Origin of the sequence: Burkholderia sp. BCC0397 (genome assembly GCF_902832865.1) — a bacterium.
Lineage (GTDB): Bacteria > Pseudomonadota > Gammaproteobacteria > Burkholderiales > Burkholderiaceae > Burkholderia.
Genome location: NZ_CADFDL010000002.1, coordinates 637300 through 663363, shown reverse-complemented (window position 1 = coordinate 663363; position 26064 = coordinate 637300). Strand labels below are relative to the sequence as shown.

The following is a 26064-nucleotide window of genomic DNA, read 5'->3' as shown; positions in this document are numbered from 1 at the left end:
CAGCGCTTACTCGGACCCCATGCATCGCTGTCGACCCCAGTTAGCGCTTTAGCGCTTACTGGGGTCCCATGCTTCGCGGTCGGTCCGGATTGGCGCTTTAGCCCTCACTCGGACCCCATGCATCGCCGTCGGTCCCGGTTAGCGCTTCAGCGCTTATTCAGCCCCTTCCTCCGCGATCCACCCGCCTCCATTGAACTTGACGCGTACCGCGTTCTCAACCAATCTTGCTGCTCCGTTCGCATGAGTCACGCGCATGTCAACGCCACTCGTCCGTCTCCCGTCGCTCGACCTCGTCCGCGGTTTCGTCGCCGTCGGCCGCCGCATGAGCATCACGCTCGCCGCGCAGGACCTGTGCGTCACGCAGTCGGCGGTCAGCCGCCAGGTCCATGCGCTCGAAGCGCATCTCGGCGTGACGTTGCTGCAGCGCGGCTACCGGAAGATCGCGTTCACGCCGGAAGGCGAGCGGCTGTTCCGCGTCGCCGATGCGGCGCTGCACAGCCTGCAGGACACCGTCGCGTCGCTCGCCGCCGCGCGCGAGCGCCAGCCCGTGACGATCACCGCCAGCATCGGCGTGACCGCGCTGTGGCTGCTGCCGCGGCTCGGGCGGCTGCAGGCGAGGCTGCCCGGGATCGACCTGCGCGTCGCCGCGAACGACAAGGTACTCGATTTGCGCGCCGAAGGCATCGACCTCGGCATCCGCTACTGCCCGCGCGACCGTGCGCCGGCCGGTGCGCTGCGCCTGTTCGACGAGATCGTCGTGCCGGTCGCGCATCCCGCGCTCGCCGCGCGGCCGGTCACGAGCGCGGCGGCGATCGCCGATCACGTGCTGCTCGAATTCGACGGCCCGCCGCAGCCGCAGCTGCAGTGGCACGCGCACCTGCACGCGGCCGGGCTCGGCGACGCGCGCCCGAAAGGCGTGCTGCGCTTCAACCAGTACGATCAGGTGATCCAGGCCGCGATCGCGGGCCAGGGCATCGCGCTCGGCCGGCTCGCGCTCGTCGCGCCGATGCTCGCCGACGGCCGGCTCGCGGTGCTCGGGCCGCACACGCAGACGCTGTCGCAAACGTACGGCTACTGGCTGTTCCAGCACGATCCGGCCCCGCGCCGCGAAGTCGCCGACGTGCGCGACTGGATGCTCGCCGAAGCGGCCGAATGCGATGCGGCGATGCACGCGCACGATACGACGTCGGCCTGAGCCGACTGTGCGGATGCGCGTGACCGCGGCCGGGCGCCGTCATCCCTTCGCATTCCCCGCACGCATGCCAACCTGACCGAATGATCGCTTGAGCGACAGCGGCCCCGCTCGTCTAATCGGATCGAGCGCGGCCGTTTCGCCGCGCGCCTTCATCCGGAGACACGCATGACCCCGATCGAGCAGGAAGTCCGGCGCCGCTGGCTGCCCGTGCTGGCAGGCGGCCTGATCATGGGCGCCGCGCTCGGCATCCGCCACGTGCAGGGCCTGTTCCTCGCGCCCGTCTCGCTCGACCACGGCTGGTCGCGCGAGGCGTTCGGGCTCGCGCTGGCGCTGCAGAACCTGATCTGGGGCGTCGCGCAGCCGTTCACCGGGATGGTCGCCGACCGCTTCGGCTCGGTGCGCGTGATCGTCGCCGGCATGCTGCTGTACGCGGTCGGGCTCGTCACGATGGCGCAGGCGGCCACGACCGGCCTGTTCACGGTCGGCGCCGGGCTCGTGATCGGCATCGCGCTGTCGGGCTCGGCGTTCGCGTCGATCTACGGCGCGCTGAGCCGCCTGTTCCCGCCCGACCGGCGCGGCTGGGCGCTCGGGGTCGCCGGCGCGATCGGCGGGCTCGGCCAGTTCTGCATGGTGCCCGTCGCACAGGAACTGATCGGCGGTATCGGCTGGCGGCACGCGTTCATCGCGCTGGCGCTCGTCGCCGCGCTGCTCGCGCCGCTCGCCGTGCTGCTGCGCGACCGGCCCGCGCAGGCCGCCGCCGCCGCCGGCCCCGAGCAGTCGATCGGCGAAGCCGTGCGCGAGGCGTTCGCGCATCGCGGCTTCTGGCTACTGAACGCGGGCTTCTTCGCGTGCGGCTTCCAGCTCGCGTTCATCGCGACGCACCTGCCCGCGTACCTGCTCGACCACGGGCTGCCGGCGCGCCACGCGAGCGTCGCACTCGCGCTGATCGCGCTGACCAACGTGGCCGGCACCTATGCGTGCGGCCATCTCGGCGGGCTGCTGCGGCGCAAGTACGTGCTGTCGGTGCTGTACCTCGTGCGCGCGCTCGCGATGGCCGCGTTCGTCGCCGCGCCGCTGTCGCCCGCGAGCGTCTACGTGTTCGCGGCCGTGATGGGGTTCACATGGCTCGGCACGGTGCCGCTGACGAACGGCGTGATCTCGCAGGTGTTCGGCGTGCGCTACATCGCGACGCTGTTCGGCTTCGTGTTCTTCGGGCACCAGCTCGGCAGCTTCTTCGGCGTGTGGCTCGGTGCGCTCGTGTACGACGCGACGCATTCGTACATGCCGCTGTGGATCGGCTCGATCGCGCTCGGCGTGCTCGCGGCGCTGCTGCACCTGCCGATCGACGACGCGCGCGTCGCGCGCCCGGCATCGGGCAGCGCGGCATGGGCATGATCCGCGCGGCGCTGGCCGCCGGCACGCTCGCGTTCGTCGCGTGGTGCGGCGCGGCCTACTTCGATTCGGGCGTCGCGTACGCGCTGCTCGAGCACGTTGCGTTCTGCAATTGATGCGGCAAACCGGAGCGGACGGTCATCGGCGCTTCGGCAACGCGGCCAGCGCATCGAGCGCACGGGCGCGCGCGGCCGCGTGCTCGACGAGCGGCGCCGGGTAGTCGACGCCGAGCCGTACGCCGGCCGCGTCGAGCGCCAGCGGCGACGCTTCCCACGGTGCATGGATCGACGCGTTGTCGAGGCCGCCAAGCTCGGGCACCCAGCGCCGCACGTACGCGCCGTCCGGGTCGAACTTCTGCCCCTGCGCGACCGGATTGAAGATGCGGAAATACGGCGCGGCGTCGGCTCCGCAGCCGGCCACCCATTGCCAGCTCGCCGCGTTGTTCGCCGGATCGGCGTCGACCAGCGTGTCGCGGAACCACGCTTCGCCCGCGCGCCAGTCGATCAGCAGATGCTTGATCAGGAACGACGCGACGACCATCCGCACGCGGTTATGCATCCAGCCGGTCGTCCACAGCTCGCGCAGGCCCGCATCGACGAGCGGGTAGCCGGTCCGCCCGCGCTGCCACGCACGTAACGCGGCGGGATCGTCGCGCCACGGCATCGCATCGAATGGCGCGCGGAAGTTGTCGGTCGCGAGCGACGGGAAGTGATACAGCAGCATGTAGCTGAATTCACGCCAGCCGAGCTCGCTCAGGAATTTGTCGGCGTGTGCCGCGTATGCCGCGCCGCCTGCGCTCGCGGCGCCCTGCACCGCATGCCACACCTGTCGCGGCGACACGTTGCCGAAGCGCAGGAACGGCGACAGCCGGCTCGTCGTCGGGCGGTCGGGCCGGTCGCGCGCCTCCGCATAGCCGGCGAGCGACGTCGTCAGAAACGTGTCGAGTTGCACGTGCGCGCCGGCTTCGTCGGGCGCCGGCCACGCATCGCGCAGGCCGCCGGCCCAGTCCGGCGCATGCGGACGCAACGCGAGCGCGTCGAGCGCCAGCGCGCGGTCGCGCACGGCTTGCGGCCATGGATGAAACGCGATCCGCCCGGGTGCCGGCAGCGGCGCGGCGACCGTGCGATCGCGGCGCGCCGCGCGCCAGTACGCGGTGAACACCTGGTACGGCCCGCCGCTGCCCGTCAGCACCTCCCACGGCTCGTTCAACAGGCTGCCGTTGCTGCTCTCGACCGTCACGCCGCGCGCCTTGAGCGACGCCTTAAGCGCCGCGTCGGCGTCGCGCTGCGGCTGCGCATAGCGGCGGTTCCAGTACACGGCCGCCGCGCCCGTGTCACGAACGAGTCGCTCGATCTCGCGCTGCGCGTCGCCGCGCAACAGCAGCAAGCGCCCGCCATGCCGCGCGAGCGCGGTGTCGAGCCCTGCCAGCGACCCGTGCAGCCACCAGCGTGCCGCCCCGCCGAGCGCGGGCCTGGCGCCGGCGCCCGTGTCGTCGACGAAGACGCAGACGAGCGGCCGGCCGGATTCGACCGCACGCGTCAGCGCGGGCTGATCGGTCACGCGCAGATCGTCGCGGAACCAGACGATCGCGGGGGCAACGGACGGCTGGGCAGGCACGGGCAGGCACCTCGATGGCGAAAGCAAAAAGAGACGCGTATTGTCGCGGCTGCGCTGCACGGTGTCGACGCCGGCCGTCACGGCCAGCACGCCACGGCGATACTGCGTGCGACCGCACGATCCGCTTCAATCCGATGGAAGTCGCGCGGCCGGACGGCGGCACGCACGCAATGCTTCTCTGGCTGGGGTGCGTCGACCGGTTCGTGCACACCGCGCACGGCTGACGAACGCATCGAGTCACGCTGCGGCGGCCCGACGGGCCGACCGTGCTCGCCGGTACGACCGGCTGATCCGGTCAACGATGCGTCGCGTCAATCGAGCCGGAACGCGGCCTCGAAGCGCTCGGCAAACGCATCGAACTCGTCTTCCGGAAGATGGTTGATGCCGCCTGCGCGCTTGCGCCCGCCGCCGGTCGCGAAGCCGCGGCAGAACTCGTCCGCGCCGATCGGCCGGCCGTCGGGCACGCGCACGCTGACGACGAGCCCGCCGTCCGCGCGCGGCGACAGCACCGCGAGCGCCGCATGCGGGGCATTGCGCATCCGCTCGTTCGCGAGCATGCCGGTCGCGCGCCGCGCCCACGGTTGATCGGGCATCCGCACCAGCGTCGCGCCCGGCACCTCGCGCAGCGGCAGTAGTGCGCACGCACGCGCCATGTCGTCGCGGTAGCCGTCGCGCAGCGCGGCGAACACGGCCGTCTCGCGCACGAAATCGAGCGGATCGACGCACGGCAGCATCGCGTCCGCGAGCACCGCCGGATCGAAATGCAGATCGTCGACGCACTCGCCGTATGCGTTGTAGTTCAGGTAAAGCCCGAGTTCGGCCAGCACGCAACGTTCGGCTTCGTCGATTCCATGCTCGCGCGCCAGCGCATCGCCGAGCGCCGGCAGTTCGTCGCCGAATGCCGCGACGATCGCCCAGCGCACGTACCGGCCGCCGAGATAGCGGTTCACGATCGCGCTCGTGCAGACGTCGGCTGCCATGTCGATATGCGCGTCGAAGCACGGGTGGTCTGGCAGCTCGCCGGCAAAGTGATGGTCGAAGTAACGGACCGCCGCGCCGTCGCGCAGCAGCCGTGCGCACGCGTCGCGGTTCTGGTCGTACGACACGTCGAGCACGGTGACGAGGTCGCCTGCGCCCGCGTCGATACGCTCGAGCAGCCTGATGTCGCGCTTCACGCCGGTCACGAGCGTGCCGTGCACGCGTTCCGCGAGCCGCAGTTGCTGAAGCGCGCACAGGCCGTCCGCGTCGCCGTTGAACGCGAACACATGCCGCGCGTGCTGGTTGTCCTGCATGATCCGTTGCTCCATCGTCAAGGCATGAAATCGCCGCGGTTCGCGCGAATGGCGTGCACGCCGAGGTCGCGCGCCCAGTATTTTGCCGCAACCGCGAGCGCGTTCTTCAATAGAGCGTAGCCGCCCTCCCCTGCAAACGGCTTGCGGGTCGCCTGCATGTCGTTCATCACGATCGCGCTGCCGCCACTTCATGTGCGGCACGACTTCCCGCATGAGCGCCATCGTGCGAAACACGCGGGCATCGAGCACTGCCCCGTCGAGGTCGGTTTTCTCCACCGGCTTCGGAAACGTACCGTGCACGATGCGCCGCCTCGACCGCGAGTTTCACGCCGAGCCTGGCCCGCTCCTGGACTGGCGGTCGGCGCAACGTCATTTCATGTCATACGTCATCAGATGTGAAACCCTGCACTTCCCATCCCGTGATTTCTCCAAAATCAGGGAAATTTCCGGGTAAACCCGCGACGTCATCATCGGTGCACCGGCGTACCATGTTATACGACGACATACTACATAGACCGCCACCCAGACGCCGACGCGGGCTGCCGCCCCGTCCGCCGCCGCCCGACCGGAGACACCCTTGAACCCGCCCTCGTCCGCCCTGCCCGGCCGCGACCCGCTCGCGTCCGCCGTCTCGAAAGTGAAGTGGCACGTGCTGCCGCTCGTGCTGATCATGTTCATCGCGAACTACATCGACCGCGTGAACGTCGGCTTCGTCGATCGCCATCTCGAAGCGTCGATCGGCATCGGCGCGGCCGCGTACGGGCTCGGCGCCGGGCTGTTCTTCGTCGGCTATGCGCTGTTCGAAGTGCCGTCGAACCTGCTGATGCAGCGCTACGGCGCGCGCGTCTGGCTGGCGCGGATCATGGCGACGTGGGGCATCGTCGCGGCCGCGATGGCGTTCGTGTGGAACGACACGTCGTTCTATACGCTGCGCTTCCTGCTCGGCGCGGCCGAGGCCGGCTTCTTCCCCGGCGTCGTGCTGTACCTGTCGCAATGGCTACCGCCGCAGGAACGCGGCAAGGCGATGGCGATCTTCCTCGGCGGCTCCGCGTTCGCGTCGGTGCTGTCCGGGCCCGTCACCGGCGCCCTGCTGTCGATCCGCGGCTTCGGCCTCGAAGGCTGGCAATGGATGTTCCTGATCGAAGGGCTGTTCTCGGTCGCGCTGTGCGGCGCGAGCTGGCTGCTGCTGAAATCGCATATCCGCGACGCGACGTGGCTCACCGCCGAGGAACGCACGGCGCTCCAGAGCGCGCTCGACGAGGAGCGCGCGACGCGCGACGTCCGCTCGAACGTGCCGGTGCGCGCCACCACGCTGCTGCGCGATCCGCAGATCATGCTGTTCTGCTTCCTGTATTTCTCGATCCAGCTGACGATCTACGCGGCCACGTTCTGGCTGCCGACCATCATCCGCAAGATGGGCGGCCTCACCGATTTCCAGGTCGGCCTGTACAACACGATTCCGTGGATGATCGCGATCGGCGCGATGTACGGCTTCGCGGTGCTGTCGTCGAAGTGGAAGCATCCGCAGCGCTGGCTCGCGTTCGCGCTCGTGCTCGCCGCGTGCGGGCTGTTCGCGTCGACGTCGCCCAATCCGGTGTGGTCGTTCGCGTCGATCTGCTTCGCCGCGCTCGGCTTCAAGGCCGCGGCGTCGCTGTTCTGGCCGATTCCGCAGGGCTATCTCGACACGCGCGTGGCCGCGGCCGTGATCGCGCTGATCAACTCGGTCGGCAACCTCGGCGGCTTCGTCGCGCCGACGGCCTTCGGCTATCTGAAGCAACATACGGGTTCGATCACGGGCGGGCTGTATGCGCTCGCGATCGCTTCGCTCGTCGCCGCGGTCGCCGCGCTGTTCGCGCGCACGCAGCGGCGCAGCGATCCGCCGCGCGGCCGGCCGGCCGACGAATCCTTCACGCACGCCTCGATGCTCCGCCATGCCGAACACTGACCGCCTGACCGTCGTCGTCTCGAATGCCGCCGACGGCGACCTCGCCACGTTCTCCCTCGCCGGCGACGGCACGCTCGCGCCGCTCGCCCGCTATCCCGCTGCCGACGTCGCGATGCCGATCGCCGTGCAGGCCGACCGCACGCGGCTCTACGTCGCGACGCGCGGCGAGCAGCCGACGATCGTCGCATTCCGCATTGCCGCCACGGGCGCGCTCGCGCGCATCGGCACGACCGCGATCGACGCGAGCCATGCGTACCTGTCGCTCGACCGCAGCGGCCGCTGGTTGCTCGGCGCATCGTACGGCGGGAATTCGCTGAGCCTCTACGACGCGGCACGCGTGCGCGACGGCGACGGCACGCCGCTGCAAGTCGCGGGCGGCATCGCGAACGCGCATGCGGTGATCGTGTCGCCGGACAACCGTTTCGCGTACGTCAGTTCGCTCGGCTCGGACCGCGTGTTCGGCTTCGCGCTCGTCGAGGATGCCGCCGGCCTGCGCGCGGTCGAACACGGCGAAACGCGCGTGCCGGCCGGCTTCGGTCCGCGTCACCTGCGGTTCGCGGATGACGGCCGCACGCTCGTCGTCGTCAGCGAATTCCAGGCCACGCTCGCCGCCTTCGCCCGCGACACCGACACCGGCCGGCTCGGCGACGCACACGTGAGCGCGCGCCACCCGGCCGTCGCCGAACTCGCGCAAGGCCATGCGCGCCCGCCCGCCCCCGCCGAGCCGTCCGTGTGGGCCGCCGATCTGCACCTGACGCCCGACGAGCGATTCGCGTACGTCAGCGAGCGCACGTCGAGCCGGTTGCTCGGCTATCGCCGCAACGAAGACGGGGCGTTCGAGCCCACACACGCGACGGCCACCGAGACGCAGCCGCGCGGGTTCGCGATCGATCCGTCGGGACGCTGGCTCGTCGCCTGCGGCGAACAGTCGGAACACGTGGCGGTGTATGCGATCGCGCCGGACGACGGCACGCTGTCACTGCACGCGCGCGTGCCGGGCGGCCGCGGCGCGAACTGGATCGCGATCGTCTGAAGGCCTGAAGGTTTGAAGAAGAGTCCGCGCCTGCGCGGGAACCGGCACGCCGATGTGGGTGCGGGTGCGGCGCTCAGCGGCGTTCAGCGCCGCTCGCTCGGCGCAACGCCCGTCCAGCGCTTGAACGCGCGCGTGAAATTGGCGCGGTCGGTATAACCGACGCGCGCGGCGATCTCATCGACCGGCAGGCGTGTGCCTTCGAGCAGCCGCAGCGCGTCGCGCAGCCGGATTTCGTCGAGCAGTGCCGAATAGGTTGCGCCGTATTCGGCGAGCTTGCGCTTGAGCGTGCGCGCCGACACATGCAGCTCGCGCGCGACGTCGTCGACCGACGGATAGCCGCCCTCGCCGCAAATCAGCAGGTTGCGCACGCGCTCGACGATGCTTTCCGCATAGCCGAGCCGCGCGAGTTCCGCCTCGCACTGCTGGACGATCATCTGCGCGGTCTGCGCGTTCGCGGTGCCGATCGGCTCGTCGAGCAGCGCGGCGTCGCAGCGGATGCGGTTCGCGCTCGCATCGAAATGGCAGCGCGGCAGCCGCGCGCGATAACGCTCGAACCATGGCGGCTCGGGCCATTCGAAATGGAGTTCGGCACGCGACTGCAGCGTGCGCCCCGGCGTCGGATACAGCAGCGAATTGAACAGGATCGCGGTCTCGACCAGGAAGTTTTCCACCGCGAACTGGCGCAGCCGGCCCAGCGGAAACGCTTCGAGCACGTCGATGTCGACGATGCCGTCGAGCTGCGCGAGCCGCACCGAGAAAAACGGCACGCGCGTCGGCAGGTAACGGATGCCGAGCGCGATCGCCTCGCCGAGCGTCGCGCAACTCATCAGCCCGAAGCCGATCAGCCCGGCTTTCGTCAGGCTGCTGCGCAGGCCGATCTCGATCGCGATCGACGGATCGTCGGTCGCGTCGAGCAGGTTGAACACGATCGCCGCCTGCTGCAGCGGCGTGATGCGCGCATCGGGCTGCGCGAGGCGGTCGCGCTCGACGCCCGAGCCGGCGAGAATGCGGCCGCCGTCGATGCCGCGCTCCTCGGCCAGCATCAGCATGAACAGCGCATACGCGGACGACACCGTCGCCTTGTTCAACTGGCGCGCGGCATCCGGAACGGACAGGACCATGCGGCTCACTCCGGGCGGTTTCGGCGGATTGTAGCGTCGCTGGCCCGCAATGACACCGCGGCGGCACTCTAGCCATGCAGCCGTGCATCGGGCGCCGGCCTGCCGGCCAACGTGGCCCGAAATGACACCACCATTGGCACCGACGGCCCTCGCGTGCGCTCCGGCACGCGCCTATGCTTGTCACATCGCATTGCGCCCCACTCTTTCCGCACGGATTCCGGTCGATGAGCCAACCCGCACGAACCGTCTTTCGAAACGACGCCGACAAGGTCGCGTACGTCCGCCGCGAAGTCAACGCCGCGAGCGACGCGATCCGCGCGCGCTTTCCGCTGCTCGACAACCAGAACCTCGTCGGCGCGACCGTGATGGCCGTATCGGTGAGCGCGATGCTCGCGATCGCATGGCTGTATGCGCGCGGCGCGCTCGCGTGGTACGTCGCGCTGCCGCTCGCCGCGTTCGTCACGTCGCTGATCCACGAGCTCGAGCACGACCTGATCCACCTGATGTACTTCAAGAAGACGCCATGGGCGTATCACCTGATGATGGCGCTGTGCTGGCTCACGCGGCCCGGCACGATCAACCCGTGGACGCGCCGGCGCATGCACCTGCATCACCACAAGGTGTCGGGCGGCGAATCGGATCTCGAGGAATTCGGCATCACCAATGGCGAACGCTGGGGCGTGAAGCGCCTGCTAATGATCGCGGACGGCATGCTCGCCGTCGTGCTCCGGCCGGCCGCGATGCGCCGCAAGGTGAAGCAGTACGTGGCCGCGCAGCCGGTGCAGGATCCGTCCGAGCGCCTGCAGTTGCGTGTCGAGCAGGTGTCGTCGTACATGCCGATCGGTCACCTGTACTACACGCTGTGGCACGCGTTCATCGTCTATCACGTCGGTCTGTTCGCGCTGCATGCGTTCGGCTACGCGGTGACGGTGCCCGCCGTCGTCGAGCGCACGATGAACATCGTCGATTTCCTGGCGGTGGTGTGGCTCGGGCCGAACTTCGTGCGCAGCTTCTGCATCAACTTCGTCAGCTCGAACATGCACTATTTCGGCGACATCGATTCGCGCAACGTGATCCAGCAGACGCAGGTGCTGAACCCGTGGTGGATGCTGCCGTTCCAGCTGTTCTGCTTCAATTTCGGCAGCACGCACGCGATCCATCACTTCGTGGTGCGCGATCCGTTCTACATCCGGCAGCTGACCGCGCGCACCGCGCATGCGGCGCTGCGCGAAATCGGCGTGCGCTTCAACGACGTCGGCACGTTCGCGCGTGCGAATCGCTGGGGCGGCTATCGCCCGTCTCGCGGCACGCACCACGCGCAGGCCGACGCGTAACGCCGGCGTCGCACCGCCTCAGCGCTTCATCAATCGCCGATCGGCGGCATCGGCCCCTGCCCGCGAATCCACGACCAGTTCGCGAGCTCGGCCATTTCCTTGTCGCCGCGGCTGTCGCCGTATGCGAACAACTGCTTCGGCGGCCGGTTGCCCCACCACCCGCGCAGCCGCACGACCTTCTGCGGTCCCCAGCAGTTCTCGCCGTCGAGCCGCCCGGCGAAGACGCCGCGCTCGAACGCGAGCCGCGTCGCGAGCACCGCGTCGAAGCCGGCCGTCTTCGCCCACTTCTCCAGATACAGCGACGGCGACGCGCTGACCAGCACGACTTCATGCCCGCGCGCGCGATGCTCGCGAATGCGCTCGAGCATTTCCGGACGCACGAGGCTCGGCAGATAGGTGTCGACGAAGCTGCGCGCCTGCGCATCGAGCGCGTCTTCGCGGATCGGCCCGAACGCGAACGACGCGAACTTCGCCTTCGCGTCGCCGCGCGACAGCAGCCCGGCCTTCATCGCGACGATCCATGGCAGCGCGCGCAGCCCGGCCCACGCGAAACGCGGCGTGCCGACCGCCTGGCGGACGAAATGGCGGAAGCTGTCGGTGGTCGTGATGGTGCCGTCGAAATCGAAGGCGGCGACGATGCGGTCGGTCATGGAGAATCGGCGGGAAAGCGATGAGATGCCCGGGAAGATAGCAGACTCGCGGCCACGCGCGCGAAACCGTATCGCCCGACACGAGACCGCGCGCGCCGAAGCGCGTGCGGTCGGTCGTATCGTTCGCTCAGCGCGGCGGCCGCGCGGCCAGCGCCGCCGGCAGCACGACGTTCATCAGGTGATCGGCGCGCGACAGCAGGTCGGTCACGCGCTCGTCGAGCCCGCGCAGTTGCGCCGGCTGCATCCGGATCTGCTGGACGGCCTGCCCGACGATGTTGCGGCGATCGAACAGCGTGCGCTCGACGCCTGCATCGTCCGGCGCCCGCACGACGTCGGACACCGCACTCAGCGCCGCGAGCACGACCACGAGGTTTTCCTCCGCATGGCGGACCTTCGCGGCGAGCGCCTCGGTACGGCGCGGGAAAAAGCCGAGCGACTGCTTCAGCGCGCCGAGCGCCGCGCGATAGTCGACATGGCCCGACGCCGCACCGAACCAGCGTTCGAACATGCCGGCCTTGCGCGTCGCCTGCGCGAGCATCCCGGCCATCATGTCGGCCGCGCCGAGTTCGTTGAATTCGCGCGTCGTCGCCGCGACGGCCTCGACGAGGTTGCCGGCCGTCTCCAGCGCGCCGTCGCCGATCGTCGCGACCGTCGCGAGCTTCAGCGGCACCAGTTGCCGGATATGCCGCTCGATGCGCGGCGCGTAGTCGGGATAGAGATTCGGAAAGCTGGCCTGTGCGGCGCGGAAGCACGCTTCGAGCTGCGGATGGTTCGATTCGCCGAACAGCGCGCGGCCGACCGCATCGGCGGGCGCCGCACGCACGGCTTGATCGGACGCGGGCGCCGGCCCGAGATCGAGCGCCTGCGGAGCGGGCCGCGCCGGCGCACGCGCGTTCGACGCACCGGGCGCGGCCGGCGCGTCGAACGCAAGACGCCCGGGCGGGCGCTCGGGCGTCGTATCGAACTCGAGCCGCTTCGGCTCGTCGGACGGATTCGTCATCGCTGCTTCCTGCCCGGCGCGGCGGGGTTCCGCGCGCCGGGCTGCCGCCAGTCAGACCGCGCCGCCGTACGCGCGGACGAAATCGCCGAGGCCGCGGTTGTAGCCCGCGCCGACCGCCTTGAACATGAAGTGGCCGTCGCGACGATAGAAGCTGCCGACCTGCACCGACGTCTCCATCGAGAAGTCTTCCTCGAGCGCGTACTTCGCGATCACCGTGCCCGACACCTCGTCGGCGATCTGGATGTAGCTGTTGCGAACCTGCCCGAAATTCTGGCGGCGCGCTTCGGCCTGGTCGATCGTCACGACCACCGAGATTTCCTCGACGTCGGCCGCGAGCTTCGTCATGTCGATGAAGATCACTTCGTCGTCGCCGTCGCCGCTGCCCGTGCGGTTGTCGCCGCTATGCACAACGCCCAGGCACTTCGACGAAGGCATCCCGCGCTTCGGGAAATCGTCGCCCGGCTGGATGAAGGTTTCCTTGCGCTCCATCGTGCGCACTTCGCTGTTGTAGAACACGAAGTGCTGATCCGAGATCAGTTTCGGATTACTCTGCTCGTCGTACTTGCACAGGAACACCGACACGTCGAGATCGAAATCCGTGCCCGTGTCCGTCGCGTTCGCGTCCCAACCGAGACCGATGCGGAATTTCTGCGTGCCGGGCGCTTCCTTCGACAGGTTGACGCGACCGCCTTTCGACAAATTGATCATCTGAACCTCTTCTGCTGGAACCGCCGTTGCGCCGGCGGCGATGCCGGGCCGCACGCGGCGGCCCCTTCGTTGATGATGTTCGCGCCGCGTGACGCGCGCTTACTTGCCCGCCACCGCAGCGCGGTCTTCCTTGCGCTGCACGACGATCGACGACCACACGGCCGCGGCGATCATCGCCGCGCCGACCAGGCCCGTGACGACCTCGGGCACCTCGAACTTCACGCCCAGGAACATGATCGTCGCGAGCGCACCGATCGCCCAGAACGCGCCGTGCTCGAGAAAGCGGTACTGCGCGAGCGTGCCCTTCTTCAGCAGCACGAGCGTCATTTCCCGGATGTACGCCGCGCCGACGCCGAGGCCGAGCGCAATCAGGAAGATGTTGTTCGACAGTGCGAATGCGCCGATCACGCCGTCGAAGCTGAACGACGAATCGAGCACTTCCAGATACATGAAGCCCGCGACGCCTTCGCGCACCACGCGCGTGCCCGTGTCCTCGCCGCCGACCAGGTCGCCCACGCCGTGCGCGATCACGAAGCCGATCACGCCGAACGCGCCCGCGAGCAGGAAGCTCACCTGCTCGGCCGCCGGCACGTAGAACGACGCGATGATCACGATCGCGAGCGTCAGCGCCACTTCCAGCGCGGTGATGCGGCCGAGATGGCGCATCGGGCCTTCGAGGAAGCCGATCCAGTGCTCGTCCTTCTCGGTGTCGAGCATGAACTTGAAGAACACCATCAGCAGGAACGCGCCGCCGAACGCTGACACTTCGTGATGCGCGGACGTCAGCACCGCCGCGTACTTGTCCGGCGATTCGACCGCGAGCGTCAGCGCGTCCCACAGGCCGATGTGGCCGATCACCGCGACGATCAGCAGCGGGAACACGAGCCGCATGCCGAACACCGCGACCGGCAGGCCGAACACCATGAAGCGGTTGCGCCACTTCTCCGACCAGTTCTTGAGCACCGATGCGTTGACGACCGCGTTGTCGAGCGACAGCGAAATTTCGAGCACGCACAGGACCGCGACGATCAGCATGTCCTTCACGCCGCCGAGGAGATAGGCCGCGATCAGCGCGAGCACCGTGAGCGACAAGGGGATCTTGAAGTCTTTCAACATGATGGGGTAATCGAGTTCAGAAAAATGGGCAGGCGGTGCGCGCTTACTTCGCGCGCACCCAGTCGCAGAATTCCTGCGTGATCAGTTGTTCGTAGATCTGTTCGTCGCTGAGGTCGAGCGACTCGAGATGCAGGAAGCCGACGTTCGGCATTTCGCCCGCGACTTCCGCGAGAAAGTCGAATTCGGTCGGATCGCCGACGCCGACCAGCGACCAGTACAGCGGGAAGTGCTGCGATTCGGCCAGCAACTGGCGCACGCGCTTGCGGTCGTTCTTGGGGTTCTGGCCGTCGGTGACGAACAGCACCCACGCGGGCAGATGGCCGTTCACGGGCGCGGAGGCGGCCGGCGCGGACGTGTCGTCCGCCCCGCCGAACAGCCGACTCAGGAAGCCGCGCTTTTCCTCGCGCTTCGGCTCCGGCGCGCGGAAGAAGAAGTCGACGATGTCGTTCATCACCGGCGCGTACTGCGTGCCGCCCCACTTGTCGATCCGTGCGTTGAGCACGTGGTCGGAAATGTACGAGCCGTAGTTCTCCGGCGTCGCGGTCGGCAGGCGGTCGTAGCCTTCGGTGAAGGTCCACGTGTCGACTTCGCCGTTGTCGTCGAACTTCAGTGCAATGCCGAGGATCCGGTCGTGCGTCTCCTGGATCACGCCCGACTGGTACAGCGGCTTCGCGGAGCCCGAGATGTCGAGCGCCGCGCCGACACGCACAACGGGCGGCTTCAGGATCTGACGTTTTTCGAGGACGATCGCGACCTTCGCCGCGCGTTTCTCAAGCGTAATCATGCGGTGTTCTCTCGGTTCTCTTAGTTGTGCTTCGGAGCGAATCGGGTGATCAGGTCCTGTTCGAGCTGGCGCAGGCGCGGCGCGTCCTGCTCGCGCTGGCGCTTGCCGTCGGCAATGGTCTGCGTGATGTCGTCGAACGCGCCGAACAACTGCTGCTGCGCGTATTCGAACGTGTCGGTCGAGATCACCGGACGCTGGCCGAGCTTCGCGACTTCCTGCGCGTTCTGGCGATTCAGGTCGGCCTGCGCGCGGATCGCCTCGTCGGCCGCGTCGTACGTCGCGTTCGCGAGCGCCGCCGCGCGCTTGGTGCTGAGCTGCTCGAGATAGAGCGCGAACGCGTTGGTCCACGCGGGGATCAGCACGGTCTTGATCGTCATGAACTTCGACGTCAGCGTGCGTTTCTGGTCCTGCTCCATCCGGATCTGCGGCGCGAGCTGCTTCGACATCAGCATCGCGCGGTCGAGGTCGTCGAGCTTGCTTTCGAGCGCGTCGACCTTGCGCTTCACGTCGAGCAGGCGCTGCGCGGCGAACGCATCGTCCGCCGGCTGCTGGCCGGCCGCGAGATGCGCGCGCAGCGTCGCGAGCGCCGTTTCGCCGTGCGCCTTCGACTGCGCAAGCTCCTGATGCAACGCGTAGTTGTCGTTGTACATCCGCTCGAGCTCGTCGATGCCGGCCTTCTGGCGCTGCGCATGGTTTTCGAGTTCGACGACGAGCGTGTCCATCCGCTTGCTCACCGACTCGTATTGCGACAGCAGCTTCTCCTTGGTCGAGCGGAACAGCCGCGTGACCTGCGTGAGCAGCCCGCCCTTGTCGGCGCCGCGCGGGTCGAGCCCTTTCGCGGTCGCGATCAGCTCGTTGAGCTTGTCGCCAAACTGGTCGGCGTCCGATGCCCGGACGCTCGCGAGAATCTGCTGGGAGAAGGCGGCAATCCGCGTGCCCTGTGTCGCGCCAAGCTGGTCGATCTCGTCGACGGTGATCAGGCGCGCGTGTTCCGTCGGCTGCGCTGCCGGCACGACGACGTTGGCGGCGTTGGCGACGGCGGCTGGCACGGCGACGGGTGACAAAGACGAGGTGGCAGGACGATCGCTGACCGCATCGGATTGCTTGTCGTCGAATAGCGGCTTCATGTGGCTACCACGTTTCCTTTTCTGCTTTTTGCTACGTGTTGTCGTGCGCGCGAGGCGCGCTTCCGCGAGTACCGTCGTGCTCTCTCACGGGCGGCAGACGGACAATAAAGGGCGACGGTGCGGCGCGTCAAGCCGGGTGATTCTTTCAATTTTCATACGCTTTGTAATATATGCGATGGGAACCTCGATGCCGCCTCCGGCAACGTCAGGACAAATGCCTTGATGGAGCGCGAATCCGGACTCATCGTGACACGTCGGCAAAGAGAAATGGAAAGTATTTTGAAAGAATTTGCCTCTCGCTATTCCGCTGATTGTTACAGATTGCTTAACGCAGGCCTGACGTCGCGTCCTAGTACGAATAGCCTTGCGACGCCGGGCGCGCGTCGTGACGGCGGCCCCACCACGGCAAGTACGCGTTGTTCTCCCCGCGTGCGCGGAACCAGTCCTTGCCGGGATCGATCGGCGTCAGCTTCGACGGCGCGACCACCACCACGGCCGTCGGATGCTCGGCGTCGGTCGTTCCCGCCACGAGCACGTTTCCGCCGAGGTGATTTGCGCGGCCGATCGCGAGCGCCACATCGGTCAACGCCGCGCCGGCACCCATGTCACCGAGCAGTGCCGACGTGTTGAAGGTTTCGCCGCGGAGGTCGCTTTCCGGCACGGCTGCCGCGAGCCCTTGCGAAAGCGACGCAGCCCTTGCCGACGCGGCCACGCTGCCCTTGCCCGCATCGTGAATAACGTAGTTCAGCGACGAGACCGCGACGCCCGCATTGCCTGCGGCCGCATCGATCGTCGACTTCCATGCCGGCACCGCGCGGCTCCCGCCCTGCTTCGCGTCGAAATCCTGGACGCTGCCTTGCGCCGCCTTGCCGATCCATGCCAGCGGTTCGCGCTCGGTCTTCAGATCCGGGCCGGCGAGAAACAACACCACCATGTTCTCGTTGATCTGTTCGTCCTGCGGGGGAAAACTTGGCGCGTCCCAGTTCATCACCCACACGCTTTTGTCGGGATGCGCGGCCAGGTAGTCCAGCGCGGCATTCAGCGACGTGAAGCCGGCATTTCCCTGGCCCGACGTCACGTGCACATCGGGCGGCGTATCGCTGCTCCACAGATTTTTTGCGGAGGGGTTGCCGATTTCATACATATTTACCATTTCGTCGCGCAAGAACGCGCCGGCAGCGACCGGGTCGAGACGGCCGGCAGGAAGTGCGAGTTCGACACGCACCCCGGCCAGTTCACGCCACTCCCGCTTGTGCTTCGAGCTGACGGTGTAAAAATAATCGGGGTTCATCACGTAGCGCGTACGGAACAACACAAGAAGTTCGTCGACGTATTTTTCATAGAAGCCGGCAAACGACTCACGTCCCCGGCTGCCATCCGCGACGATGGATATCGCTTGCAAGGTCGAGTATTTCACGGGATTGGTCCGGACCATATCGTCGTTGGCATTCGGTTTCACCAACCCGAGCGTCCACAACAATTGCCACTCGGTCGGATAGTCACGGCGTTGCAGCGGACTGAGCCATTCAAGTCCGACAACCTGGGCGACAAACGGCGCAGCAGCCGCACCTTCGACAGATTTCGCCGATGCGGTGCTCGTCTCGGCCCGCAACGGCGAACTCGACAAGAGTGCCGCCATGACGATCGAGACGCACCCGATGCGTTTAGCAAGAGTGAAGCAGTGCATGAATATCCCGATCGAACCGGCCAACCCCGAACGCCGGTCCGGTAATTCACTCCCGTCCGGACGACGCCAGACTCGAAATCAGCGTCGCACCACACGACGTTTTGTGACCATCGAATGCGGCCGGTTTCCCGTCGACGATGACCTGCGGATCGCCTTCGGCGATAAAGCAGGCCTGATGGCCCGCGATCGGACAGACACACGTATCACCGAGCCGCGCGACCGGCCGCCCCATCACTTCGCTGACCGCGCTGCCGGTCACGACCTGACCGCCGTGGCTCGTTGCGTCGCCGACTCGAATGATTCCGCGCATGCGCGCTCCTTACTTTGAATAGCCTTGGGTCGTAGGGCTCGCATCGTGACGACGTCCCCACCAAGGCAGATAGGCGTTGTTTCCGCCGCGCGCGCGAAACCAGTTCTTACTTGCATCAATCGGCGTCAGTTTCGAAGGCGCGACCACCACCACCGCTGTCGGGTGCTCGGTGTCGGTCGTTCCGGCTACGAGCACATTTCCACCGAGGTGATTCGCTCGGCCGATTGCCAGTGCCACATCGGTCAGCGCCGCGCCGGCACCCATGTCACCGAGCAACGCCGATGTATTGAAGGTCTGCGTACGGAAATCGTACTCGGGCAGCACTTCGGTCAGCGTCTGCGACAGTGAGGCAATACGTGTCGATGCAGCATCGCTGCCCTTGCCCGCGTCGTGCACGACGTAATTCACCGACGACACTGGCACACCCGCATTATTCGCCGCCGTATCGATCGTCGACTTCCATGCCTGCACCGCGCGGCTCGCGCCTTGCTTTGCCTCGAAGTCCTTGACGTTGCTTCGTGCGGCTTTACCGATCCACGCCAGCGGCTCGCGCTCGGTCTTCAGATCCGGGCCGGCAAGGAATAGCACCACCATGTTCTCGTTGATCTGTTCGTCGTTCGGCGGAAAGCTCGGCGCGTCCCAGTTCATCACCCACGCACTCTTGTCCGGATGCGTAGCCAGATAGTCCAGCGCGGCGTCCAGCGATGCGAAGCCGGCATTGCCGTGGCCCGTCGTCACGTGCACGTCGGGCGGTGTGTCGCGGCTCCATAGATTTTTTGCGGATGGATTGCCGATTTCGAATATATTGACAATGCGATTGCGCAGATATGACGCAGCCGATGCAGGCTCAATTCGACCAGAAGGAATAGCCAGTTCGACGTGCACACCAGCCAACTCTCGCCACTTCCCTTTCCCATCCGCACTGACAGTATAAAAATAATCTTCGTTAGTAAAATACGGAACCCGGAACAGCAACAACAACTTATCAACATACTTCTCATAAAATCCAGAAAAAGATTCGCTACCTCGATTGCCATCGGCGACAATGGAAATTGCCTGCAACGTCGAATATTTCCTCGAGTTCGTTCGAACCATATCGTCGTTGACATTTGGCTTGACTAGACCAAGTGTCCACAATATTTGCCACTCGGTAGGATAGTCTCTGCGTTGAAGGGGATTCATCCATCCAAGCCCTACAACTTGAGCAACGAAAGGTTTGGATGAACTGGCTCCAGCTATGGGGACTGCCTTATCGGTCGACGAGGCAGCCACCGCGCGAGGGGCTGCAATCACTGTTGCGAACGCAAATACCATGATTGCCACGAGCCCAGGGACCAGCACCAATCGTCTCATCAGATTACCCATACTCAATAACTCTCCCGTCGACTTGCCAGACGAAATCAATATCAAAAATGATGCCCCTAAAGCAAAAAACAACGCAAGACTTGCAATCCCGACTCGGCGCGGCCAGGTAGAAATGACCGCCTTCACAAAACACCTCCCAGCTTCAGGAAAAATCCGCCATCTCGCTCGTCATATATTTTCCCTGGCATCTTGGCATTTTCGTCTTTTTTTGCCCAATCAGGCAAAAACAAATCGCCATGCTTGCCAGTATTTATATAATTCATCAAATTGAAATTAGGATCACTCTTCCTGGAATCACTGGCAAACCTCCAATCAGCTTGAGTTCTGAGATATGCCAAATCATCTTCAGTCAGATAGCAAAGCCCAATTGCGACATCATAAGCCAACGCCTTTTCAGCATGGTCCTTGTTGGTCATGATGGTCGAATGGTTGGTGGGGTTATTCTTGTCCCCGCCGTTCAGAATCTGAAAAATCTCGTTGTTCCGCCATTCGGTATAGTCAGCACTCGCTGCCTCCGGATTGTCTTCCCCGACCACATTTCCTTCCTTGTCGATCCAGCGACGATTTCCGGATCTCCGCGCTTCCATGCGAAGAATCGAATGATCCTCATACCGCTGAGCAGCCTCGGACGCCGCATCCCCCTGCGCTTTCAGCGCATCACCCTCAGTCTTGAATTTTTCCGACTTCGCGTCGAAGTTGTCATACGGATCGTCATCGCGCTTGTTCTCCTTCTTGGCGTCACGCCCAGCCGACGGCGGATCGTAACTCTCGTTGAAGCGCCCTTCCTCAATCGGTTTCCCTTGCGCATCGCAAGCGCCCGATGGTTTGTCGTAGCGCAACGCCTGCGGAAGGAAGCGAGTTTCCTTGTCGAGCATCGGTGCCGTAATCGGGATTTCCCAGTCTTTGGGCGGATCGGCATTGACCGCCATGTTCGTCAAATTGAACAGGGAGAGGACGGGGCTCGTGGCAATCGTGAAAAACTGCGGGAGCCACCATCCATTGGAATGAACACCTCGTCCAAGACCATACCGCGCAGGCGGTGATGGCGGATACCAGAAACCTTCCTTCTGGTTCTTGTCCTTGCGCCAGTCATCCTGCCAATACCGATAGAGCTTGTTCTCTCCACCGACCTCGAAATTCGATGCAAACACGCGTTGCGAAAAAACCCCCCACGCGTTCGTCGCACTGATTTCGTCGACACTCATCCCGCGCCAGCCGATTCCCTGAACGGTCAGGGCGGAAATGACCTGATCGTGCGGGCAACAGTACAGCGTCACTCTCCCATAGGTGTTTTTCTGGTACAGCCCATGCGCCTCCCGGTCCTTGGCTGCGCTATATGGTTTGCCCCCATCCTTCGACGGTCTTGCGTTTTCCATCGCGCGATCGAGATCCTCCGCAGGCATCTCCAGATCGGCCCGGGCACGCAGGATATCGAAGTACTCCCTCAGCGTTTCCTTGCGCGCGACATAGGTCTCGCGCCCCACGTGCCCGTTCTTGTCGCGCACCCCACGCTGGGCCCACGTGTCGGTCATGTTGGCGTCGACGAGACTGTACGGGGGATTGGCGAGAACATAGGTGTCTGCAACGCAGCGCCCTTTCTTGCCCCATTGATCCGTCACCTCGGGCAAACGGTCTCCAAGGAATGCAGCGGCGAGACCGATCATGTTTCCCTGGCTATGGCACACGATCGTGATCGGCGCGTCGGCCTGTCGCTTGCGGATCGATTCGACCAGGCGTGCCAGCCGCAGTGCGCCAAGCACACCATAAGTGCGCGGTGGCGTGGAGTAGATTTTTCGATTGCCGATGCCATTCATGTGCTGAACGGTCAGCCACAGAAAAAGCCGATCGTTCAACCCGTCGTTCCACAGATCCGGCAGACTCGAACACCCGCCCGCGAACGGGCCACCGCCCCAGTAATTCTTTTCGTTGAGCATGATCTTGTCGCCATACTCCTTCAGCTCCACCGCATTCGCAGCATAGCCCCACCGAAAGTGGATGACGGGCGAAAAGGACGGATCGGGCTTGATGTACGTCTTCGACGACATGTCCGGATTCAGGAAGCCGTCCGGCGTCAGGCTTTCGATATAGCTGACCGGCGTCATCTGCCCGGCCACCGGCCCCCAATGGAACAGCTGATCGTCATAACGCCCCATGCGCCGGTTCAATCCGGCACACAGCCCCTTCTCGGCCTCCTTGAACCATTCCCCTTCCGAATTCACCCCGTGCACGAAAATGACGACGCCCGGCAGCGGCATCTGCATCACGCACTCGAGGTCGTTGCGGTTGAACAGCGTCGTCCCCAGTCCACCGCCCACCGAAGTCTGCGACGGGTCGTCCGTCGACGGTTGCCCGCCCGGGTTCTGCGCAAAGTTGTAGTTGAACATGTTGTTTTTCTTGAAGACTCAGCTCAGGTTCTCGACTTGAAGAAGCGAACCGCCAATTGTTCGAACTGATCGCTGCTGACCGGCGCCAGCTTGCCTTGCGCGTCGGTCGTCCCCTTGATCAATTCGCCCGACGCCTTTCGCACCTCGGCTTCCATGCCCTCGACCGGCTGCCCGTCAGTGGCCCGGACCAGCTTCGGCACCCGCCCCAGCGAACCTTGGTCGAACTTCGGAAAATCGGCGCTCATGCTCGCCGGCCCCGCCCACGTATGCGACGCGGACTTGACGGTAAAACTCCCCGGACACCCGAGCTCGATATCGCCGCCATGCAGCTTCAAATACGCGCCGCCCGAAGTCACGAACACGACCTGCTCGCTGGCCATGCCCGCGAGCTTGCCGCCACCCGCCGTCATCTGGATGTTCTTCGCCGAATCGATCTGCGTGTCGTCGTTCTGGCTCTGCAGCGCCACCTTCCCCTGGTTGGCGATCGCCGACACGCCTTCGCTGTGCGCGAACATCGCCACGCCATGCCCGGCCTGCAGGTTGATCCGCTGCCCGCTCGTGTACTGCAGGTGGTTCTGCGCGACGACATCGACGTTGCCGCCTGCATGGGTCGTCACGGTCTTGGGCGTCGCCATGCTGATGCCGGCCGGCGCGGTGATGCCGATCGCGGCCATCGACGCGCCTGGCGATTCACCGCCGCCGGACGCCTCGCCATTCGGCCAGCCTTTCACAGTGGTCATGAGCGCATCGTGCGGCTGCGTGTCCGGCGCGACGCCCTGATGCTGGCCCGCATAGTCGCCGAGGCTCTTGAACAGCTCGACGCATTCCTGCATCAGCTGCAGATACTCGTCCCGCGCGAGGTGACCATCGCTCGCGCGCAGCCGCTCCCAGGCTGAAATCAGCATCGCCTTGCCGCTGCGAATCGCCACGTGCGCATCGCTGCGCAATTCGGCGCCTTCGCCGCGCGCCGCCCCCTGCCCGTTGTCGCGCGGCTGCGTCAGATAGCCGAGGTTCAGCTGACTGTACGCATGCTCGCTCGCCAGTTGGCTGCTGATCTGCCCGGGCGTATCGTCGAAGCGAATCTGGTTGTAGCGCTGCCCCTTGATTTCCTTCGTCTTAGTGCCGGAAAGATAGCGGTTGCCCGGCAGCGCGCCGGTATGGCTGAAGGTCGCCGGCATGTTGGGCCCGTTGGCCAGCACGCCCATCACGACGAGCCGGTCCGGATCGCCGCCGATATGGCCGATCAGCACCTCCATGCCGACGCGCGGCAACGTATTCGCGCCGAAACTCGGCCCAGCGAGCGCGCAGGCGACGCGCACCGGCGCACTGTCGGACGGCGTGCCGCTCGTGCCGGCGCCCTGCGCGTGCGCATGATCGTCCGCGCTCAGCCCCTGAATCCGCACACGGATGCGGCCCATTTCATCGCAGAACACCTCCTCGCCCTCCGGTCCGACGACGACGGCCGTCATCGGATGCACGGGCGGCAGGTCGACGTGGGGATCGTAGGCAGGCGTCAGCGGCACGCCGCGCTGCACGCACGAGAACGTGTTCTCGTAGCGCCTGTCACTTTCGTCGCCCGGCTTGCCGCTCACGTCAGCCGGCACCGCGTTGAACAGCACGCGGCTTGCCGCGAACAGCGATTGCGCGCGCTCGTTCAGTTCCTTCGGCAGGTTGTTCCGCACGCAATGATGAAGCGACGTGACGACAAACTGCCGCTGTTCGGCCGGCAACGTGTCGAGTTGCGGATGCTCTGCGAGCGCAAACCAGTGACCGACGGCCAGATCACGCACATTGCTCACGCCATCGACGGATTCGGCACGCAGTTCATGCGCCAGCATCCGGTCCTTGCCGATCCGGTCGAGATCGGACGACGAATCCCCGGCATGCGGGATATCGATGACGACGTCGGCCAGCAAATGCCCGAGGTCGTTGCCGCCGTCGCCCTGATCGACGATCGTCGCCTGCTCGGTTTGCGACATCCGGCCGCTCTTGTAGTCCCACGTCGGCCGGACGATCTTGCCTGGGATCAACCGGCGGCTCGTCGCCCACAGCGTGATCGAGTCACGCTCTTCGGTGGCGGCGTCGCGGTGGTAGCGAATGGTGCCGGCGGCCGTCTCCGGCAACTTCATCGAGTCGTCGGCAAAGACCAGCGTATGCACCGGCGTGTCGTGCGCATTGCCGCTCGCCCGCTCGCCGGCCTTGCCCGCCTTGACGAATACGGTCGCCCCTTCCCGTCGCAACAACCGCCGGATGAAATGCGCGTCCGACTCGTTGACCTGCCGCGTGAGTTCACGCGCGGGGTAACGCTCGCCTTGCAGGCCGGACAGGTCGAACTCGAATGCGCCTGCCAGCGCCGAGCTGCGCTGGCGCCATTCCTGAAGCAGCACACCCAGGATGTCGGGCAAGCTCTTAGAACGAAACAACCGCGAATTGGTCCGCCGCTCCATCACGGACAGCACATCGCGAATCGTCAGCTGGTAGCAGGTCAGCGAACCGTCCGACTGTCCGGTGCGAACGTCGGTGACAATGCCGTTGATGGTATGGAGATGCCCACGATCGGTCGTCATCTCGACGGAGACCGGCAGCCCGATGAAGCTGCGGATCGGAAGATCGGCCCGTGCTGACACGCAGGTCAGATGCCCCTCGATACCCGTCATCAACCCTTCGCGGATATCGGCATACTGGAGCGCAAGCACTTGCTCGAGCGTTTTCTGGGCAGGCCCCCAGTTCATGCGAACCGGCCGATTGTTTTGATCGACCACCCCCAACGCAAACGTGCGTAGCAATTCGGCTGTATTCACAGCGTGACTCTCAGGATTTTGTTTGACTTCGTTGTTCGGCGAGCAATCACGCCCGCTGGTCCGTCCTGGGAGTGCCGCCCGTCTGGTTTTCGGCGAGCATAGCAAATTTGTCAGCTTGGTGACGGCTTTTTGACAGGATTTAGAATCCTTTTTGCAAAGCGCCCAACGGGCTCAGCAGTTCACATTCTTTCGAAACGGGCCGATCCCATCCCATGCCCCTCGATCGTCGTCCCGGTGTCGTACGTAGCCGGCAACGGCAAGACCGGAACGCACGCCATCCACGAGCACATGCGTGCGCGCCGGCCACGTTTCGTACGGCCCGTCGTGCGTCGCGAGCGCGAAGCGATCGACCGGTTTCATCGTCGCGCCGGTATCGGCGCGGAGCTTCTCCGCTCCATCACCGTGTCAATGCGTGGCCTTCCGATACAGCGCAACGTACCCCGCGAGCATCAGCAGCAGCGATCCGCTGACCCGGTTCAGCCACTTTTCCCCGGCCGCCTTCCACACACGAACCGAATGCACGCCGAGCAGCGCGTAACCAGTCATCCCGATCACGTCGATCGAGACGATCGTCGCCGCGAGAATCGCGTACTGCGGCGCGATCGCCTGCGACCGGTCGACGAACTGCGGCAGCAGCGCGGACATGAACAGGTAGTACTTCGGGTTGCTCATCGCGACGAAGAAGCTCTTCAGAAAGGCGCTCCGCCGATCGGGCGTCGCGGGCACGCAAGGCTGCGCAGCCGCGGCCCGGCCGCTCGACATCAGCATCCGGATGCCGACATACGCGAGCCACGCCGCGCCGAGCAGCTTCAGCGTCACGAACGCCGTTTCCGACGCATCGAGCAGCACGCCGAGGCCGAACCCGACCAGCGCGACGAGCACGACGTCGGCGGTGACGGCGCCGAGCATGCCGACCATCGCGTGACGCAACCCGTAGCGCGAACCGTTGCTCATCGCGAGCAACACCGTCGGGCCGGGTGTCGCGACCCCGACGGACAGGATCAGCGCAAAGGCGAGCAAGGCGGAGAGCGACATGGCGTGGCGTTCCTTTTGAAGATGGCGGTGCGGACGGGCGGCATCGACATGATCGGCCCGACAGGCCACGACCGGTGCGCACGGTTTGTTACGACGAATGCGGACCTCGCATGATCGCATGTTCGTCCCGACGCCCACTGGGCGGTTGTTCGCCATCGAGCATGAACG

The 26064-nt window shown here is 65.8% G+C and carries 23 protein-coding genes; 6 read left to right on the top strand and 17 right to left on the bottom strand.

Annotated features, from left to right (window positions below; genetic code table 11):
- The first annotated feature begins 253 nt into the window (after positions 1-253).
- The 3 genes from HWX03_RS07860 to HWX03_RS37210 all read left to right on the top strand — a co-directional run bounded on the left by HWX03_RS07860 (position 254) and on the right by HWX03_RS37210 (position 2703).
- On the top strand, positions 254-1195 hold the full coding sequence (locus HWX03_RS07860; RefSeq protein ID WP_175870902.1) for a LysR substrate-binding domain-containing protein: 942 nt from the start codon (positions 254-256) through the stop codon (positions 1193-1195).
- Positions 1196-1360: 165 nt separating this feature from the next.
- Positions 1361-2590 (top strand): MFS transporter, encoded by a 1230-nt coding sequence (locus HWX03_RS07855; protein ID WP_244132603.1) that lies wholly within the window; start codon positions 1361-1363, stop codon positions 2588-2590.
- Positions 2581-2703 carry a hypothetical protein gene (locus HWX03_RS37210; RefSeq protein WP_006478335.1) on the top strand — a complete coding sequence of 41 codons (123 nt, stop codon included), beginning with the start codon at positions 2581-2583 and terminating at the stop codon, positions 2701-2703. Before HWX03_RS07855 ends, HWX03_RS37210 begins: the two co-directional genes overlap by 10 nt.
- A gap of 22 nt (positions 2704-2725) precedes the next feature.
- Here HWX03_RS37210 and HWX03_RS07850 read toward each other — a convergent pair whose 3' ends face one another.
- The 3 genes from HWX03_RS07850 to HWX03_RS36875 all read right to left on the bottom strand — a co-directional run bounded on the left by HWX03_RS07850 (position 2726) and on the right by HWX03_RS36875 (position 5663).
- Positions 2726-4204, bottom strand: coding sequence for a deoxyribodipyrimidine photo-lyase (locus tag HWX03_RS07850; protein ID WP_175870901.1), 1479 nt, complete (start codon positions 4202-4204; stop codon positions 2726-2728).
- 311 nt (positions 4205-4515) lie between these two features.
- Entirely contained in the window at positions 4516-5496 is a 981-nt protein-coding gene (locus HWX03_RS07845) for an acetyltransferase (RefSeq protein ID WP_175870900.1), read from the bottom strand.
- Positions 5497-5513: 17 nt separating this feature from the next.
- Positions 5514-5663, bottom strand: a complete 150-nt coding sequence (locus tag HWX03_RS36875; RefSeq protein ID WP_244132602.1) for a hypothetical protein — start codon at positions 5661-5663, stop codon at positions 5514-5516.
- Positions 5664-6073: 410 nt separating this feature from the next.
- On the opposite strand from HWX03_RS36875, the gene HWX03_RS07835 reads away from it, so the two are divergent.
- Both HWX03_RS07835 and HWX03_RS07830 read left to right on the top strand, forming a co-directional pair.
- Complete coding sequence (locus HWX03_RS07835; protein WP_175870899.1) at positions 6074-7441, top strand: MFS transporter; 1368 nt, start codon at positions 6074-6076, stop codon at positions 7439-7441.
- A complete protein-coding gene (locus tag HWX03_RS07830) occupies positions 7428-8474 on the top strand; it encodes a beta-propeller fold lactonase family protein (protein ID WP_175870898.1) in 1047 nt (348 codons plus the stop codon). Before HWX03_RS07835 ends, HWX03_RS07830 begins: the two co-directional genes overlap by 14 nt.
- Positions 8475-8557: 83 nt before the next feature.
- Here HWX03_RS07830 and HWX03_RS07825 read toward each other — a convergent pair whose 3' ends face one another.
- Positions 8558-9595, bottom strand: a complete 1038-nt coding sequence (locus HWX03_RS07825; protein ID WP_174387830.1) for an AraC family transcriptional regulator — start codon at positions 9593-9595, stop codon at positions 8558-8560.
- 224 nt (positions 9596-9819) lie between these two features.
- Between HWX03_RS07825 and HWX03_RS07820 the strand changes: the two genes are divergently transcribed.
- On the top strand, positions 9820-10929 hold the full coding sequence (locus HWX03_RS07820; RefSeq protein WP_175870897.1) for a fatty acid desaturase: 1110 nt from the start codon (positions 9820-9822) through the stop codon (positions 10927-10929).
- Positions 10930-10958: 29 nt separating this feature from the next.
- Here the strand turns inward: HWX03_RS07820 and HWX03_RS07815 are convergent, their stop codons facing one another.
- The 13 genes from HWX03_RS07815 to HWX03_RS07755 all read right to left on the bottom strand — a co-directional run bounded on the left by HWX03_RS07815 (position 10959) and on the right by HWX03_RS07755 (position 25896).
- The gene (locus HWX03_RS07815) at positions 10959-11579 is read right to left on the bottom strand and encodes an HAD family hydrolase (RefSeq protein WP_174387828.1); all 621 of its coding nucleotides are present in this window, start codon (positions 11577-11579) and stop codon (positions 10959-10961) included.
- A gap of 127 nt (positions 11580-11706) precedes the next feature.
- On the bottom strand, positions 11707-12579 hold the full coding sequence (locus HWX03_RS07810; RefSeq protein ID WP_175870896.1) for a hypothetical protein: 873 nt from the start codon (positions 12577-12579) through the stop codon (positions 11707-11709).
- Between the two features lie 51 nt (positions 12580-12630).
- On the bottom strand, positions 12631-13287 hold the full coding sequence (locus HWX03_RS07805; protein ID WP_175870895.1) for a TerD family protein: 657 nt from the start codon (positions 13285-13287) through the stop codon (positions 12631-12633).
- A 99-nt stretch (positions 13288-13386) separates the two neighbouring features.
- Positions 13387-14403 (bottom strand): DUF475 domain-containing protein, encoded by a 1017-nt coding sequence (locus HWX03_RS07800; RefSeq protein WP_175819480.1) that lies wholly within the window; start codon positions 14401-14403, stop codon positions 13387-13389.
- A gap of 43 nt (positions 14404-14446) precedes the next feature.
- The gene (locus tag HWX03_RS07795; RefSeq protein ID WP_175870894.1) at positions 14447-15187 is read right to left on the bottom strand and encodes a VWA domain-containing protein; all 741 of its coding nucleotides are present in this window, start codon (positions 15185-15187) and stop codon (positions 14447-14449) included.
- A 20-nt stretch (positions 15188-15207) separates the two neighbouring features.
- Positions 15208-16314 carry a toxic anion resistance protein gene (locus HWX03_RS07790; RefSeq protein ID WP_175870893.1) on the bottom strand — a complete coding sequence of 369 codons (1107 nt, stop codon included), beginning with the start codon at positions 16312-16314 and terminating at the stop codon, positions 15208-15210.
- A gap of 349 nt (positions 16315-16663) precedes the next feature.
- The gene (locus HWX03_RS07785; protein WP_175871140.1) at positions 16664-18001 is read right to left on the bottom strand and encodes a virulence factor; all 1338 of its coding nucleotides are present in this window, start codon (positions 17999-18001) and stop codon (positions 16664-16666) included.
- 46 nt (positions 18002-18047) lie between these two features.
- On the bottom strand, positions 18048-18311 hold the full coding sequence (locus HWX03_RS07780; protein ID WP_027784933.1) for a PAAR domain-containing protein: 264 nt from the start codon (positions 18309-18311) through the stop codon (positions 18048-18050).
- A gap of 9 nt (positions 18312-18320) precedes the next feature.
- Positions 18321-19802 (bottom strand): virulence factor, encoded by a 1482-nt coding sequence (locus HWX03_RS07775; protein ID WP_175870892.1) that lies wholly within the window; start codon positions 19800-19802, stop codon positions 18321-18323.
- Entirely contained in the window at positions 19799-22060 is a 2262-nt protein-coding gene (locus HWX03_RS07770) for a DUF3274 domain-containing protein (RefSeq protein ID WP_175870891.1), read from the bottom strand. Before HWX03_RS07770 ends, HWX03_RS07775 begins: the two co-directional genes overlap by 4 nt.
- 23 nt (positions 22061-22083) lie before the next feature.
- Positions 22084-24861, bottom strand: coding sequence for a type VI secretion system tip protein VgrG (locus HWX03_RS07765; protein WP_175870890.1), 2778 nt, complete (start codon positions 24859-24861; stop codon positions 22084-22086).
- Between the two features lie 171 nt (positions 24862-25032).
- Positions 25033-25221: a hypothetical protein gene (locus HWX03_RS07760; RefSeq protein ID WP_175870889.1), complete on the bottom strand. Its 189-nt coding sequence runs from the start codon at positions 25219-25221 to the stop codon at positions 25033-25035.
- Positions 25222-25266: 45 nt separating this feature from the next.
- Entirely contained in the window at positions 25267-25896 is a 630-nt protein-coding gene (locus HWX03_RS07755; protein WP_175870888.1) for a LysE family translocator, read from the bottom strand.
- Positions 25897-26064 lie beyond the last annotated feature (168 nt).